Source organism: Cryptosporangium sp. NPDC051539 (genome assembly GCF_044454545.1).
Classification (GTDB): Bacteria; Actinomycetota; Actinomycetes; order Mycobacteriales; family Cryptosporangiaceae; genus Cryptosporangium.
Genome location: NZ_JBITDV010000009.1, coordinates 430215 through 447676 on the forward strand (window position 1 = coordinate 430215; position 17462 = coordinate 447676).

General features: G+C 72.5%; 1 protein-coding gene (only partly in view). It reads left to right on the forward strand.

Translation table 11 applies throughout. The annotated features are described in order from the left end of the window. Positions 1 to 17462, forward strand: part of the annotated coding region (locus ACIBZJ_RS28410; protein WP_395934837.1) for an SDR family NAD(P)-dependent oxidoreductase (this coding region is incomplete at its 3' end). The annotated region extends 16041 nt beyond the left edge of the window; 17462 of its 33503 annotated nt are in view.

Sequence of the window (17462 nt, forward strand, 5' to 3'; positions counted from 1 at the left end):
GCGATCGAGCTGCGTAACCGGGTCGCCACCGCGACCGGGCTGCAACTGCCGGCGACGCTGATCTTCGACTACCCGAGCCCCCGCGTGCTCGCCGATCACCTGCTGGAAGAGCTGGTCGGCGCGACGGCCCCGGTGCCGGCCCCGACCTCGGCCACCGTCGCCGACACCGCGACCGACCCGATCGTCATCGTCGCGATGGCGTGCCGCTACCCCGGGGGCGTCACGTCTCCCGAGGATCTCTGGCAGCTGGTCTCCGACGGCCGCGACGGCATCACCGGGCTGCCCACCACCCGCGGCTGGTTACTGCAGAGCGGCCACGGCGGGTTCCTGCACGACGCCGGTGAGTTCGACGCCGGGTTCTTCCGGATCTCCCCCCGGGAGGCCCTGGCGATGGACCCGCAGCAGCGTCAGCTGCTGGAGGTGTCCTGGGAAGCGTTGGAGCGGGCCGGTATCGACCCCGGGTCGCTGCGCGGCAGCCGGACCGGCGTCTTCGCGGGCCTCATGCACCAGAGTTACGGCGTCGGCGCCCAGTTCTCGCGCGAGGTCATGAGTTTCCGGGGTACCGGCACCGCGAACAGCGTCGCCACCGGCCGGATCTCTTACCTGCTGGGTCTGGAGGGGCCGGCGGTCTCGGTGGACACGGCGTGTTCGTCGTCGCTGGTCGCGATGCATCTGGCCGCGCAGGCGCTGCGGAACGGCGAGTGCGATCTGGCGCTGGCCGGTGGCGTGACCGTGATGGCCGGTCCGGGCGCGTTCATCGACTTCGGCGCCCAGGGCGGCCTGGCCGGTGACGGGCGGAGCAAGTCGTTCGCCGATGCGGCCGACGGCACCACCTGGTCGGAAGGCGTCGGGATGCTGGTGCTGGAGCGCCAGTCGGACGCCGAGCGCAACGGTCATCGGGTGCTGGCGGTGGTGCGTGGTTCGGCGGTGAATCAGGACGGTGCGTCCAATGGTCTGACGGCGCCGAACGGTCCGTCGCAGCAGCGGGTGATCCGTGCGGCGCTGGCGTCGGCGGGGCTGTCGCCGTCCGAGGTGGACGCGGTCGAGGGTCACGGGACCGGGACGACGTTGGGTGATCCGATCGAGGCGCAGGCGTTGCTGGCGACGTACGGTGCTTCGCGTTCCGGGGATCCGTTGTGGCTGGGGTCGATCAAGTCGAACATCGGGCACTCCCAGGCCGCGGCCGGGGTCGCGGGTGTGATCAAGATGGTTCAGGCGATGCGCCACGGGGTGCTGCCGTCGACGCTGCACGTGGACGCGCCGACGTCGCACGTGGACTGGTCGGCCGGTGCGGTGGAGTTGTTGACGTCGGCGCGGCCGTGGGCGCCGAACGGGCATCCGCGGCGGGCGGGTGTCTCGTCGTTCGGGATCTCGGGTACGAACGCGCACCTGATCCTGGAGGAAGCGCCGGCCGCCCCGGAGGTGCCGGTTGTCCCGGAGTCGCCGTCCGGAGCCCTGCCGGTGCTGCTCTCGGCGCGGACCTCCGCGGCGTTGCCGGCCCAGGCGGAGGCACTGCGCTCGTTCCTGGAGGAGACGCGTCCGGCGCTGACCGACCTGGCGCGCTCGGCGGCGCTGACCCGGTCGGCGCTGGAACACCGTGCGGTGGTGGTGGCTTCGTCGGTCGGGGAGTTGGCTTCCGGTTTGGAGTTGTTGGCGGAGGGCCGTCCGGGGCCGGTCGTGGGTGAGGTGGTCGATGCGGCGCAGCCGGTGATGGTGTTCACGGGTCAGGGGTCGCAGCGGCTGGGGATGGGGTTGGCGCTGGCGGAGCGGTTCCCGGTGTTCGCGGGGGCGTTGGACGAGGTGCTGGCGGGCTTCGGTCTGGATCGTTCGGCGCTCTCCACGGCTGCGGTGGAGGAGACGGGGTGGGCGCAGCGGCTGATTTTCGCGGTGGAGGTCGCGCTGTTCCGGTTGCTGGCCTCGTGGGGTGTGACGCCGTCGGCGGTGGCGGGTCATTCGATCGGTGAGTTGGCCGCCGCGTTCGTGGCGGGTGTGTGGTCGTTGGAGGACGCGTGTGCCCTGGTGGAGGCGCGGGCGGAGTTGATGCAAGCCCTTCCGGCGGGTGGCGTGATGGTGGCGGTGGCCGCCTCGGAGGCGGACGTTCTGCCGTTGCTGGTGGACGGTATGGCGATCGGGGCGGTGAATGGTCCGGAGTCGGTGGTGCTGTCCGGTGTGGCGGCGGCGGTCGAGGAGGTTGTGGCGGCTCTGGGGGTGCGGTCGCGGCGGTTGGCGGTGTCGCATGCGTTTCATTCGGCGTTGATGGATCCGATGCTGGAGGAGTTCCGGGCGGTCGCGGCGACGGTGAGTTACCGGGAGCCGGGGGTGCCGCTGGTCCTGGTGGGTGGTGACGCCACGGATCCGGAGTATTGGGTTCAGCAGGTGCGTCGTCCGGTGCGGTTCGCCGAGATCGCTGCGGGGTTCGGTGAGGCGCCGGTACTCGAGGTGGGGCCGGACGCGGTGCTCGCGGCGCTGGTGGAGAACGGTGTGCCGGCGATGCGCGCCGGCCGCGACGAGCCGGAGACGTTGTTCGAAGCGGTGGCCCGGCTGCACGTGGTCGGCGTGGACGTCGATTGGGCGGCGGTGTTGCCGGCTGCGAACCGGATCGATCTGCCGACGTACGCGTTCCGGCACCGGAACTACTGGCCGACCGGATCGCGCATCGGCGACGCCCGCGGTCTGGGCCAGACCGCAGCCGGCCACCCGATCCTCGGGGCGGCCGTCGACCTCGCGGACCTCGACGGAATGGTGTTCACCGGCCGGATCTCGCTGGCGACCCACTCCTGGCTGGCCGACCACCGGGTCGGCGGCGTCCTGATCTTCCCCGGCACCGGCCTGCTCGAGCTGGCCATCCGCGCCGGCGACGAGGTGGGCTGCGGGCGGGTCGACGAGTTGACGCTGGAAGTTCCGCTGGTCGTGCCGGAGTCGGGCGACGTCCGGCTGCAGATGATCGTCGGCGAACCCGACGCGGCGGGAGCCCGCACACTGGGCATCCACTCCCGCCCCGACGGCTCCGACACGCCCTGGACCCGCCACGCCGGCGGCCGGATCTCACCCGCGCCCAGCACCGGCCCGGCCCTCCCGGCCTGGCCGCCCACCGGCGCGGAGGCCCTCACGCTGGACGGGATGTACCAGCGGCTGGCCGCCGGTGGCCTGGGCTACGGCCCGATGTTCCAGGGCCTGCGCGCCGCCTGGCGCGACGCCGAGGGCACGGTCTTCGCCGAAGTGGTGCTGCCGGAGGACGACTTCGGTGGCGGTGCGGGCTTCGCCATCCACCCCGCCGCGCTGGACGCCGCCCTGCACGCCGTCTCGTTCCTCGCTCTCGACGAGCCCGGCCCGACCGGGGCCGCCCTCGATCGGACCGGCCGGCTGCCGTTCGCCTGGAGTGGCGTGAGCCTCCACGCCACCGGGGCGTCGGCGCTGCGGGTACGGCTGGCCCTGGCGGGGCGGGACACCATCCGGGTCGAGGCGGTGGACGTCGAAGGCGCACCGGTGTTCGTGGCCGAGTCGCTGGCCTTCCGCACCGTCGGCACCGAGCAGCGGACGGCTCGCCGCCCGGGTGAGCTGCTGCGCCTGGACTGGGTCGAGGCTCCACTGCTCGAGTCCCCGATCGACGCGGTGGCCGACCTGGACGTCGCGGTCGCGGCGGAGGGCGAGCTGCCCGAGCCGGCCGGCCTGCTGGTGACCGAAGCCGGTGACGCCGCTTCGGCACTCCGGCTACTCCAGGCGTTCCTCGCCGACGAGCGCTACGGCACCTCCCGCCTCGTCCTGGTCACCCGCGGCGGCGTCGCGGTCGATCGCCACGAGCCGGTGGACGCCGGGCGCGCCGCGATCTGGGGGCTGGTGCGCTCGGCGCAGAGCGAGAACCCGGGCCGGTTCCTGCTGGTCGACGTCGACCCGGACGAGTCCGCGCCGCTCTCCGTGCTGCCCGCCGTGCTGGCGAGCGGCGAGTCGCAGGCCGCGGTCCGGGGCGGGACCGTGCTGGCCCCCCGGCTGGTGACGCTCGGCTCCGGCGGTGGCCTGGTACCGCCCGCCGGACCGGCCTGGCGCCTGGGCAGCCGCGAGAAAGGCAGCCTGGACGCGCTGGAGCTGCTGCCGTGCCCGGAGGTCACCGAACCGCTGACCGGAAGTCAGGTGCGGATCGGCGTCCGCGCGTCCGGGCTGAACTTCCGGGACGTGCTCGACTCGCTGGGAGCGCTCGGCTGGTACCAGGACCGGGTCGGCGTGATGGGCGGGGAGGCCGCCGGCGTCGTCCTGGAGGTCGGCGACGACGTGACGCGCGTGCGCCCCGGCGACCGGGTGGCGGCGCTGACCGACGGCGGCTTCGGACCGCTCGCGGTGAGCAGCGAGTCGGTGGTACTCCCCGTTCCGGACGAGTGGAGCTTCGAGCAAGCCGCGACCGTGCCGGTGGCGTTCCTGACCGCGTACTACGGCCTGACCCGCCTGGCTCGGCCGGTCCCGGGGCAGAAGGTGCTGATCCACGCCGGCGCGGGTGGTGTCGGCATGGCGGCGATCCAGCTGGCCCAACAGTTGGGCGCCGAGGTCTACGCCACGGCCGGTGAGCCCAAGTGGCACGTGCTGCGCGGTCTCGGCCTGGACGACGATCACATCGCGTCGTCCCGGAATCTGGACTTCGCCGACACGTTCCCCGCCGTCGACGTGGTGCTCAACAGCCTCACCGGCGAGTTCATCGACGCGTCCGCCGCCCTGCTGCGGCCCGGCGGGTGGTTCGTCGAGATGGGTAAGGCCGACATCCGCGACGCCGCCGCGTTCCCGGGCATCGGCTACCACTGGTTCGACATCGTGGACACCGGACCGGACGCCATCCGGGAAATGCTGGACGAACTGCTGCCCCTGTTCGTGGCCGGAGTCCTCCAGCCGCTGCCGGTCACGACGTTCGACGTCCGGCGCGCGCGGGACGCGTTCCGTTTCATGAGTCAGGCCAAGCACACCGGGAAGATCGTGTTGACGGTGCCGCGGCCGTGGGGCGGCACGGTGCTGATCACCGGTGGCACCGGTGGGCTCGGTGGTGAGTTGGCCCGGCACGTGCTGGGGTCCCCGGGTGTCTCGGGCGTGGTGCTGACCAGCCGCCGGGGCCCGGACGCGCCCGGTGCGGCGGAACTGGCCGCGTTGCCCGGCGTCCGGATCGTGGCCTGTGACGTGTCCGACCGGGAGCAGGTAGCGGCGTTGCTGGCCGCGCATCCGGTGGATGCGGTGGTGCACGCGGCGGGTGTGCTGGACGACGGGACGATCCCGGCGCTGACGCCGGAGCGTCTGGCGGGAGTGTTCGGGCCGAAGGTGGAGGGCGCGCGGCACCTGCACGAGCTGGCCGGTGACGTCCCGATGGTGGTGTTCTCGTCGTTGGCGGGTTTGCTGGGCAACCCGGGTCAGGGCAACTACGCGGCGGCGAACGCGGCGGTGGACGCGTTGATGCACGAGCGTCGTCGTCTGGGGCTCCCGGGGTTGTCGCTGACGTGGGGGCTGTGGGCCAAGGAAACCGCGTTCACCGCCGGTGCGGACCGGCGGTCGACCGCCTCGGCGCTCCCGCCGATCGAGACCGGCACCGGCCTGCACCTGTTCGACGCGGCGATCGGCAGCGACGAACCGCTGGTCGCGCCCCTGGTGGTGAACCTGCCGTCCGGAGCCGTCGACGTTCCGCCGCTGTTCCGCACGTTGGTCCGGACGTCGGCGCTCCCCCGGCGGACCGCCGCGGCCGGCGCGGCGGACGGCCCCTACGCCGGCCTGGTGACGCAGCTGACCGGGCTGGCCCCGATCGAGCAACTGCGATTCGTGACCACGCTGGTGCGCAACCAGGCCGCGGCGGCGCTCGGACACGCCGACCTGGACACCATCGAAGGCCGGCGGGAGTTCCGCGAGCTGGGCTTCGACTCGCTGACCGCGATCGAGCTGCGTAACCGGATCAACGCGGCCACCGGGCTGCGGCTGACCGCCACGTTGATCTTCGACTACCCGACCCCGCAGCGGCTGGCCGAATACATGCTCGGTCAACTGCTGGGTGAGGTCGACGACGTACCGGCGCCGACGGTGCCGACCGTCACGACCGACGACCCGATCGTGCTCGTCGGCATGGCCTGCCGCTACCCCGGCGGGGTGTCCTCACCGGAGGACCTGTGGCGGATGCTGGCCGACGGCGAGGACGGCATCACGCCGTTCCCGACGACCCGGGGCTGGGACCTGGCCGGTCTGTACTCGCCGGACCGGGACAGCCGGGGCACGTCGTATGCGCGTGAAGGGGGGTTCCTGCACGAGGCGGGGGAGTTCGACGCGGGGTTCTTCGGCGTCTCGCCGCGGGAGGCGCTGGCGATGGACCCGCAGCAGCGTCTGCTGCTGGAGGTGTCGTGGGAGACGCTGGAGCGGGCCGGTATCGACCCGGTGTCGCTGCGCGGGAGCCGGACCGGGGTGTTCGCCGGCGTCATGTACCACGACTACGGGAGCGGAGCCGACTTCCCGCTGGACGTCATGAGCTTCCGCAACACCGGAACCGCGGGCAGCGTCGTCACCGGACGGCTGGCCTACACGCTGGGTCTGGAGGGACCCGCCGTGTCGGTGGACACGGCGTGTTCGTCGTCGCTGGTCGCGATGCACCTGGCCGCGCAGGCACTGCGGAACGGCGAGTGCGATCTGGCGCTGGCCGGTGGCGTCACCGTGATGTTCCAGCCGGGGCTCTTCGTCGACTTCAGCGCGCAGGGTGGGCTCGCCGGCGACGGGCGGAGCAAGTCCTTCGCCGACGCCGCCGACGGCGTCAGCTGGTCGGAAGGCGTCGGCATGCTCGTGCTGGAGCGGTTGTCCGACGCGCACCGCAACGGCCACGAGGTGCTGGCGGTGATGCGCGGTTCGGCGGTGAACCAGGACGGTGCGTCGAACGGTCTGACGGCGCCGAACGGTCCGTCGCAGCAGCGGGTGATCCGCGCGGCGCTGGCGTCGGCGGGGCTGTCGCCGTCCGAGGTGGATGCGGTCGAGGGTCACGGGACCGGGACGACGTTGGGTGATCCGATCGAGGCGCAGGCGTTGCTGGCGACGTACGGTGCTTCGCGGTCCGGGGATCCGCTGTGGCTGGGGTCGGTGAAGTCGAACATCGGGCACTCGCAGGCCGCGGCCGGGGTCGCGGGTGTGATCAAGATGGTGCTGGCGATGCGCCACGGGCTGCTGCCCTCGACGCTGCACGTGGACGCGCCGACGTCGCACGTGGACTGGTCGGCCGGTGCGGTGGAACTGTTGACGTCGGCGCGGCCGTGGGCGCCGAACGGGCGTCCGCGGCGGGCGGGTGTCTCGTCGTTCGGGATCTCGGGTACGAACGCGCACCTGATCCTGGAGGAACCGCCCGCCGCCCCGTCCCAGCCCGCCGCGGCAGTCGCGCCGGGGCAGCTGGACGTGTCCGGTGTGTTGCCGGTGGTGGTTTCGGCGCGGACTTCGGCGGCTCTGGTCGGGCAGGCTCGGCGGTTGGCCGCGTTCGTGGCGGAGACGGGCCCGGGTCTGGCGCAGGTGGCGTGGGCGGCTGCGAGTCGTTCGGCGTTCGAGCACCGTGCGGTGGTGGTGGCTTCGTCGGTCGGGGAGTTGGCTTCCGGTTTGGAGTTGTTGGCGGAGGGCCGTCCGGGGCCGGTCGTGGGTGAGGTGGTCGATGCGGCGCAGCCGGTGATGGTGTTCACGGGTCAGGGGTCGCAGCGGCTGGGGATGGGGTTGGCGCTGGCGGAGCGGTTCCCGGTGTTCGCGGGGGCGTTGGATGAGGTGCTGGCGGGCTTCGGTCTGGATCGTTCGGCGCTCTCCACGGCTGCGGTGGAGGAGACGGGGTGGGCGCAGCGGCTGATTTTCGCGGTGGAGGTGGCGCTGTTCCGGCTCCTCGGGTCCTGGGGTGTGACGCCGTCGGCGGTGGCGGGTCATTCGATCGGTGAGCTGGCTGCGGCCTACGTGGCGGGTGTGTGGTCGCTGGAGGACGCCTGCCGGTTGGTCGGAGCCCGGGCGGAGTTGATGCAAGCCCTTCCGGCGGGTGGCGTGATGGTGGCGGTGGCCGCCTCGGAGGCGGACGTTCTGCCGTTGCTGGTGGACGGTATGGCGATCGGGGCGGTGAATGGTCCGGAGTCGGTGGTGCTTTCCGGGGTGGCGTCGGCGGTGGAGGAGGTTGTGGCGGCGTTGGGGGTGCGGTCGCGGCGGTTGGCGGTGTCGCATGCGTTTCATTCGGCGTTGATGGATCCGATGCTGGAGGAGTTCCGGGCGGTCGCGGCGACGGTGGCCTACCGGGAGCCCACCATTCCGTTTGTGCTGGTGGGTGGTGACGCCACGGATCCGGAGTATTGGGTTCAGCAGGTGCGTCGTCCGGTGCGGTTCGCCGAGATCGCCGCGGAGCTCGGGGATGCGCTCACGCTCGAGGTGGGGCCGGACGCGGTGCTTTCGGCGCTGGTGGAGAACGGTGTGCCGACGATGCGCGCCGGCCGGGACGAGCCGGAGACGTTGTTCGAAGCGGTGGCCCGGCTGCACGTGGTCGGCGTGGACGTCGATTGGGCGGCGGTGTTGCCGGTCGCGAACCGGATCGATCTGCCGACGTACGCGTTCCAGCACCGGAACTACTGGCCCACCGCGTCGCGGACCGGCGACCTGCGCAGCCTGGGCCAGCGCGCGGCGAAACACCCGATCCTGGGCGCCGCGGTCGCGCTCGCCGACGGCGGCGGCACACTGCTGACCGGCCGGGTCTCGCTCACCTCCCACCCGTGGCTGGCCGACCACCGGGTCGGCGGCGCAGTCCTGTTCCCCGGCACCGGGCTGCTCGAGCTGGCTCTGCGCGCCGGCGACCAGGTCGGCTGCGACGTCGTCCGGGAGCTGACGCTCACCACCCCGCTGCTCCTGAACGAGCAGGACGGCGTCGCCGTGCAGGTAGTGGTCGGTGCGGCCGATCCGGCCGACGACCACGGGCACCGGGAGATCAGCATCTACGGGCGCGCGGCCGAGTCCGGCGACGAAGCGCCGTGGACGCTGCACGCCACCGGCACGCTGAGCCCGGGAAGTCCGGGAGCCCCGCGCGCCGACCACGTCTGGCCACCGGCCGACGCGGACGCGATCACGGTGGGCAGCGTTTACGAGCAGCTCGCCGCCGGTGGCCTGGAGTACGGTCCGATGTTCCAGGGCCTGCGTGCCGCCTGGCGGGACGCGGCGGGCACCGTGTTCGCCGAGGTGCTCCTCCCGGAGCAGAGCAGCGTCACCAGCGCCACCTTCACGATCCACCCGGCGCTGCTGGACGCCGCGCTGCACGCGACCTCGATGGTCGGGCTGGAAGCCGGTGGACCGCTGCCGTACTCCTGGCGGGACGTGGTGCTGTACGCCACCGGCGCCACGACGCTGCGGGTGCGGCTGGAGGCGTCCGGCGCGGACACGGTGGCGCTCCGGGTCACCGACCCCGCCGGGAACGCCGTCTTGACCGCCGGCGGGCTGGTGCTCCGCCCGATCCCGGACGAGCGGCTCACGCCCGCGACCTCCCCGGACTCGGTGTACTCGCTCCGCTGGACACCGCTTCCGGAGCAGGACACGGCGCCCGGCGACATCGCGGACCTTCCGTATGTCCGGATCGGCGGCGGAGCCGCAGCAGACGTTCCCGCCGCGGTCAAGGCGGAGACCGCACGGGTGCTGGGCCTGGTGCAGGAGTTCCTCGCCGACCCCGACGCCGATCGGCTGGTCCTGGTCAGCCGGGGCGCGGTCGCGGTGAACGCGGCCGAGCCCGTGGACGTCGTCGGGGCGGCCGTGTGGGGGCTGGTCCGGTCGGCGCAGGCGGAGAACCCGGGCCGGATCCTGCTCGTGGACACGGATCGGCCCGACGAGACGGCGGCGCGGTTGCCGGCTGTGCTCGCGGTGGACGAGCCGCAGGTAGCGGTGCGGGCCGGCACCCTGCTGGCACCCCGGCTGCTGCCGCTGGGCGGGTTGCTCCCACCGTCCGACGGCACGCCGTGGCGGCTGGGCAGCCGGAACAAGGGCAGCCTGGAGTCGTTGGAGTTCCTGCCCTGCCCGCAGGTGCTGGAGCCGCTCACCCCGCACCAGGTGCGGGTGTCGGTGCGGGCCGCGGGGTTGAACTTCCGTGACGTGCTGGATTCGCTGGGTGCGTTGGGCTGGTACCAGGATCTGGTCGGTGCGATGGGCGGCGAGGCGTCCGGCGTCGTGCTGGAGGTGGGGTCGGAGGTGACCGGCTTCCGGCCGGGTGACCGGGTGGCCGGGCTGATCGACGGCTCGTTCGGGCCGGTCGCGCTGAGCTCCGACGCCTTGCTGGTCCCGCTCCCCGACGAGTGGACGTTCGAGCAGGCAGCCGGCGTCCCGGTGGCCTACCTGACCGCCTACTACGGCTTGAACCGGCTGGCCCGGCTGGCCGCCGGGGAGACGGTCCTGATCCACGCCGGTGCGGGTGGCGTGGGAATGGCGGCGATCGCCCTGGCCCAGCGGGTGGGTGCCGAGGTGTACGCCACCGCGAGTGAGCCCAAGTGGGCGGCGCTGCGTGAACTGGGCCTCGACGACGATCACATCGGGTCGTCCCGGACGCTCGACTTCGCCGACGCGTTCCCGCCGGTCGATGTGGTGCTCAACAGTCTGACCGGCGAGTTCGTGGATGCGTCGGTGGGGTTGTTGCGTCCGGGTGGCCGGTTCGTGGAGATCGGGAAGCTCGACATCCGGGAGGCGGACTCGCTGCCGGAGGTGGAGTACCACTGGTTCGACCTGTTGGACGCCGGACCATCGGTGATCCGGGAGATGCTGGACGAGCTGTTCGCCGCCGGAACTCTCCGCCCGCTGCCCGTGACGACGTACGACGTGCGGCGGGCCCGGGACGCGTTCCGGTTGATGAGTCAGGCCAAGCACACCGGGAAGATCGTGTTGACGGTGCCGCGGCCGTGGGGCGGCACGGTGCTGATCACCGGTGGCACCGGTGGGCTCGGTGGGGAGTTGGCCCGGCACGTGCTGGGGTCCCCGGGTGTCTCGGGCGTGGTGCTGACCAGCCGCCGGGGACCGGAGTCTCCGGGTGCGGCGGAGCTGGCCGCGTTGCCCGGGGTCCGCATCGTGGCGTGTGACGTGTCCGACCGGGATCAGCTGGCCGCGTTGCTGGCCGCGCATCCGGTCGACGCCGTGGTGCACGCAGCGGGTGTGCTGGACGATGGGACGATCCCGGCGCTGACGCCCGAGCGTCTCGACACGGTGCTCGGGCCGAAGCTCGATGCGGCCTGGCACCTGCACGAACTGATCGGTGACAAGCCGATCATCGTCTACTCGTCGCTGTCGGGGCTGACCGGCACGCCCGGCCAAGGCAACTACGCGGCGGCCAACGCCGCGATGGACGCGTTGATGCACGAGCGGCGACGCCACGGCCTGCCCGGCCTCTCGCTGGCCTGGGGACTGTGGGCGCGGGAGACCTCGTTCACGGCCGGGCTCGATGCCGCGCACCTGCGCCGGATGGCTGCCTCCGGCCTGCCGCCGATCGAGACCGAGACCGGGCTGCGGCTGTTCGACGCGGCGATCGGGGCGGACGAGTCGTTTGTGGCGCCGGTCGTGGTGCGCCTGCCCGCGGGCGCGACCACGGTTCCGCCGCTGTTCCGGGCGCTGGTGCGTGGTCAGCGCCGAGCAGCCGCGACCCAGTCCGCCGCCGCCCGCGGCGACCTGCTGGCCGAGCTCGCCGGCCGCACCGCAGACGAGCAGGAACGCGTGCTCACCGAGCTGGTTCGCCAGAACGTGGCCGGCGTCCTGGGCCACCAGGACAGTGACGCGGTGGACGTCCGCCGGGAGTTCCGCGACCTGGGGTTCGACTCGTTGACCGCGATCGAGTTGCGTAACCGGATCAACGCGGCGACCGGGCTGCGGCTGACCGCGACGCTGATCTTCGATCACCCGACCCCGCAGCGGCTCGCGGCGTTCGTCCGCAGCGAACTGCTGGGCCGCGCCGAGGACGTTCAGCTCCCGGCCGCGGTCACCACCACGGACGACCCGATCGTGCTCGTCGGGATGGCCTGCCGGTTCCCCGGCGGGGTGTCGTCGCCGGAGGACCTGTGGCGGATGCTGGCCGACGGCGAGGACGGCATCACGCCGTTCCCGACGACCCGGGGCTGGGACCTGGCCGGTCTGTACTCGCCGGACCGGGACAGCCGGGGCACGTCGTATGCGCGTGAAGGGGGGTTCCTGCACGAGGCGGGGGAGTTCGACGCGGGGTTCTTCGGCGTCTCGCCGCGGGAGGCGCTGGCGATGGACCCGCAGCAGCGTCTGCTGCTGGAGGTGTCGTGGGAGACGCTGGAGCGGGCCGGTATCGACCCGGTGTCGCTGCGCGGGAGCCGGACCGGGGTGTTCGCCGGCGTCATGTACCACGACTACGGGTACAGCGGGCAGTTCCCGGCCGAGGCGATGAACTTCCTCGGCACCGGCACCGCGGGCAGCGTCGCGACCGGCCGGGTCGCGTACCTCCTGGGCTTGGAGGGCCCGGCGGTCACGGTGGACACGGCGTGTTCGTCGTCGCTGGTCGCGATGCACCTGGCCGCGCAGGCGCTGCGGAACGGCGAGTGCGATCTGGCGCTGGCCGGTGGCGTCACCGTGATGGCCGGCCCCGGACCGTTCATCGACTTCAGTGCTCAGGGCGGCCTGGCCGGTGACGGGCGATGCAAGTCGTTCGCGGACGCGGCCGACGGCGTCAACTGGTCGGAGGGTGTTGGCCTGTTGGTCTTGGAGCGACAGTCGGCGGCCGAGCGGAACGGTCATCGGGTGTTGGCGGTGGTGCGTGGTTCGGCGGTGAACCAGGACGGTGCGTCGAATGGTTTGACGGCGCCGAATGGTCCGTCGCAGCAGCGGGTGATCCGTGCGGCGCTGGCGTCGGCGGGGTTGTCGCCGTCTGAGGTGGATGCGGTCGAGGGTCACGGGACCGGGACGACGTTGGGTGATCCGATCGAGGCGCAGGCGTTGCTGGCGACCTACGGTGCTTCGCGGTCGGGGGATCCGTTGTGGCTGGGGTCGGTGAAGTCGAATATCGGTCATGCGCAGGCCGCGGCGGGGGTCGCGGGTGTGATCAAGATGGTGCTGGCGATGCGTCACGGCACGTTGCCGCGGACGCTGCACGTGGACGCGCCGTCGTCGCATGTGGAGTGGGACGCCGGTGCGGTGGAGTTGTTGACGTCGGCGCGGTCGTGGGAGCCGGGTGGGCGTCCGCGCCGGGCCGGGGTGTCGTCGTTCGGGATCTCCGGAACGAACGCGCACCTGATCCTGGAGGAACCGCCCGCCGCCCCGGCCCAGCCCGCGGCGGCAGTCGCGCCGGGGCAGCGTTCCGCGCTGGGCCGGCCGGGGGAGCTGGACGGGTCCGGTGTGTTGCCGGTGGTGGTTTCGGCGCGGACTCCGGCGGCTCTGGTCGGGCAGGCTCGGCGGTTGGCCGCGTGCGTGGCGGAGACGGGCCCGGGTCTGGCGGAGGTGGCGTGGGCGGCTGCGAGTCGTTCGGCGTTCGAGCACCGAGCGGTTTTCGTGGCCTCGTCGGTCGGAGAGCTGGCTTCCGGTCTGGAGGCGTTGGCGGAGGGCCGTCCGGGGCCGGTCGTCGGTGAGGTGGTCGATGCGGCGCAGCCGGTGATGGTGTTCACCGGTCAGGGGTCGCAGCGGCCCGGGATGGGGCTAGCGCTGGCGGACCGGTTCCCGGTGTTCGCCGAGGCACTGGACGAGGTGCTGGCGGGGTTCGGTCTGGATCGTTCGGCCCTGTCGGAGGCTCCGCTCCAGGACACGGGCTGGGCGCAGCGGCTGATTTTCGCGGTCGAGGTCGCGCTGTTCCGGCTCCTCGGGTCCTGGGGTGTGACGCCGTCGATGGTGGCGGGTCATTCGATCGGTGAGTTGGCCGCGGCGTATGTCGCGGGTGTGTGGTCGTTGGAGGACGCCTGCCGGTTGGTGGGGGCGCGGGCGGAGTTGATGCAGGCGCTGCCGGCGGGTGGCGTGATGGTGGCGGTGGCGGCGTCCGAGGCGGATGTGGTGCCGTTGCTGGTCGAGGGCGTCGCGGTCGCGGCGGTGAACGGTCCGGACTCGGTGGTGCTGTCCGGTGCGGCGGCGGCGGTCGAGGAGGTTGTCGCGGCGTTGGGGGTGCGGTCGCGGCGGTTGGCGGTGTCGCACGCGTTTCATTCGCCGTTGATGGATCCGATGCTGGAGGGCTTCCGGGCGGTCGCGGCCACGGTGGCTTACCGGGAGCCGTCGGTTCCGCTGGTCCTGGTGGGTGGGGTGGCCACGGATCCGGAGTATTGGGTTCAGCAGGTGCGTCGTCCGGTGCGGTTCGCTGAGATCGCGGCGGAGTTCGGGGATGCTCTGACGCTCGAGGTGGGGCCGGATGCGGTGCTTTCGGCGCTGGTGGAGAACGGTGTGCCGGCGATGCGCGCCGGCCGGGACGAGCGAACGACGCTGCTGGAGGCGGTGGCCCGGCTGCACGTGACCGGCGTCGCGGTGGACTGGCCAGCGCTGCTTCCCCCCGCCCACTGGATCGACCTGCCCACGTACGCGTTCCAGCACCAGAACTACTGGCCCACCGCGTCGCGGACCGGCGACCTGCGCAGCCTGGGCCAGCGCGCCGCGAAGCACCCGATCCTGGGTGCGGCGGTCGGTGTGGCCGCAGCCGGGGGCACCCTGCTGACCGGTCGCGTCTCGTTGTCCACGCACCCGTGGCTGGCCGATCACCGGGTCGGTGACGTGGTGCTGTTCCCCGGCACGGCGTTCCTCGAGCTGGCGATCCGGGCCGGCGACGAGGTGGGTTGTGATCTCGTCCGCGAATTGACGATGACCGCGCCGCTGGTACTGGACGACCGGTCCGCGGTGGCGGTGCAGGTCTCGGTCGGGGTGGCCGACGAGCAGGGCGACCGGGAGATCGGCATCTACTCACGCCCGGCCGGCTCCGAAGAGGATTCGGCCTGGACGCTGCACGCGACCGGCGCGCTGGCGGCCGGGAGCGAGCCGGTGAGCGCGGAGGAGGTCTGGCCGCCGGCCGACGCCGAGGCCATCGGCGTGGACAGCGTGTACGAGCACCTGGCCGCCGGTGGGCTGGTCTACGGCCCGGCCTTCCAGGGCTTGCACGCCGCCTGGCGGGACGCCGAGGGCACGGTCTACGCCGAGGTCCTCGTGCCGGAGCAGGACAGTTCGGTGTTCGGGATCCATCCGGCGTTGCTCGACGCGGCGTTGCACGCGGTGTCGTTCGGAGGCCTCGAACCCACCGACGCCGGTCGCCTGCCGTTCTCGTGGCAGGACGTCGCTCTGCGCGCCGGCGGTGCCACGTCGCTGCGGGTGCGGTTGACCACGACGGGTCCGGACGCGGTGGCTCTCACGGCGTGGGACCCGGCGGGTGCGGTGGTGCTGACCGCGGGGGCTCTGGTCCTGCGTCCGATCCCGACGGACCGGTTCACGCCCGCCCGTACCCCCGACAGTGTGTACGGGGTGAAGTGGACCAGGTTGCCGGATCCGGACGCCGTGGACGCGGTGCCGGGAATCGTCGAGATCTCCTCGTCGGTCGGTGAGCTGGACGACGTGCCCGCGGTGATCTCGGCGCGGATTCGTTCCGGCTCCGCTGGTGACGAGACGGCCCGGGTGCTGGCACTGCTGCAAGAGTTCCTGGCCGACGAGCGGTTCGCTGCCACCCGGCTCGTGCTGGTCAGCCGGGGTGCGGTCGCGGTGGACCGGGACGAGCCGGTGGAGGTGGCCGGAGCGGCGGTCTGGGGCCTCGTCCGGTCGGCACAGGGCGAGAATCCGGGCCGGATCCTGCTGGTGGACGCCGACCGGCCGGACGCGCTCGCGGAGTACCTGCCGGCGCTCGGTGCACTCGGCGAGCCGCAGGTGGCGATCCGGGACGGCGGCTTCTACGTGCCGCGGCTGGTGCGGCTCGGCTCCGACGCGCTGCTGCCCCCGTCCGACGGCACGCCGTGGCGGCTGGGCAGCCGGAACAAGGGCAGCCTGGAGGCACTGGAACTGCTGCCCTGTCCGGAGGTGTCGGAGCCGCTCACCCCGCACCAGGTGCGGGTGTCGGTGCGGGCCGCGGGGCTGAATTTCCGTGACGTGCTGGATTCGCTGGGTGCGTTGGGCTGGTACCAGGATCTGGTCGGTGCGATGGGCGGCGAGGCGTCCGGCGTCGTGCTGGAGGTGGGGTCGGAGGTGACCGGCTTCCGCCCGGGCGACCGGGTCACCGGGCTCACCGAGGGCGGCTTCGGCCCGGTCGCGCTGAGCTCCGACTCCCTCCTGGCCCAGATCCCCGACGACTGGAGTTTCGAGCAGGCGGCGACCGTGCCGGTGGCGTTCCTGACCGCGTACTACGGCCTGAACCGGCTGGCCCGGCTGGCCGCCGGGGAGACGATCCTGATCCACGCCGGTGCGGGTGGTGTGGGAATGGCGGCGATCGCCCTGGCCCAGCAGGTGGGTGCCGAGGTGTACGCCACCGCCAGCGAACCCAAGTGGCCCGTGCTGCGCACCCTCGGCCTGGACGACGATCACATCGCGTCCTCTCGGAACGTGGACTTCGCCGAGGCGTTCCCGCCGGTGGATGTGGTGCTCAACAGTCTGACCGGCGAGTTCGTGGATGCGTCGGTGGGGTTGTTGCGTCCGGGGGGCCGGTTCGTGGAGATCGGGAAGCTCGACATCCGGGAGGCGGAGTCGCTGCCGGGGATCGAGTACCACTGGTTCGATCTGTTGGACGCCGGACCGGACGTCCTTCGGGAGATGCTCGACGAGCTGTTCGCGGCCGGAAACCTCCGCCCGCTGCCGGCGACGACGTACGACGTGCGGCGGGCCCGGGACGCGTTCCGGTTGATGAGCCAGGCCAAGCACACCGGCAAGATCGTCCTCACCGTGCCGAAGCCGTTCGGTGGGACGGTGCTGATCACCGGCGGGACGGGTGGCTTGGGCAGCGAGCTGGCCCGTCATCTGGTGGCGGCCGACGGTGTGGACAAGGTCGTGGTGGCCGGCCGCCGGGGTATGCAGACCCCGGGCGCGGCGGAGCTGGCCCAGGTTGCGGGCATCGAGGTCGTGGCCTGTGACGTGTCCGATCGCGACCAGGTAGCCGCGTTGCTGGCCACGCATCCGGTGGACGCGGTGGTGCACGCCGCGGGTGTGCTGGACGACGGGACGATTCCCGCGCTGACCCCGGACCGGTTGGCGGCGGTGTTCGGGCCGAAGGTCGACGGGGCGCACCATCTGCACGAGTTGGTGGGCGACGCCCCGATCGTCGTGTTCTCCTCGCTGGCGGGTTTGCTGGGCAACCCGGGGCAGGGCAACTACGCGGCGGCCAACGCGGCGATGGACGCGTTGATGCACGAGCGTCGCCGTCTCGGGCTCCCGGGGCTCTCGCTGACGTGGGGGCTGTGGGCCAAGGAAACCTCGTTCACCGAAGACCTGGGCGAGGCCCACACACGCCGGATGACCGCGTCGGGTCTTCCGCCGATCGAGACCGCGGCCGGGTTGCGGTTGTTCGACGCGGCGATCGCCAGTGACGAGTCGCTGGTCGC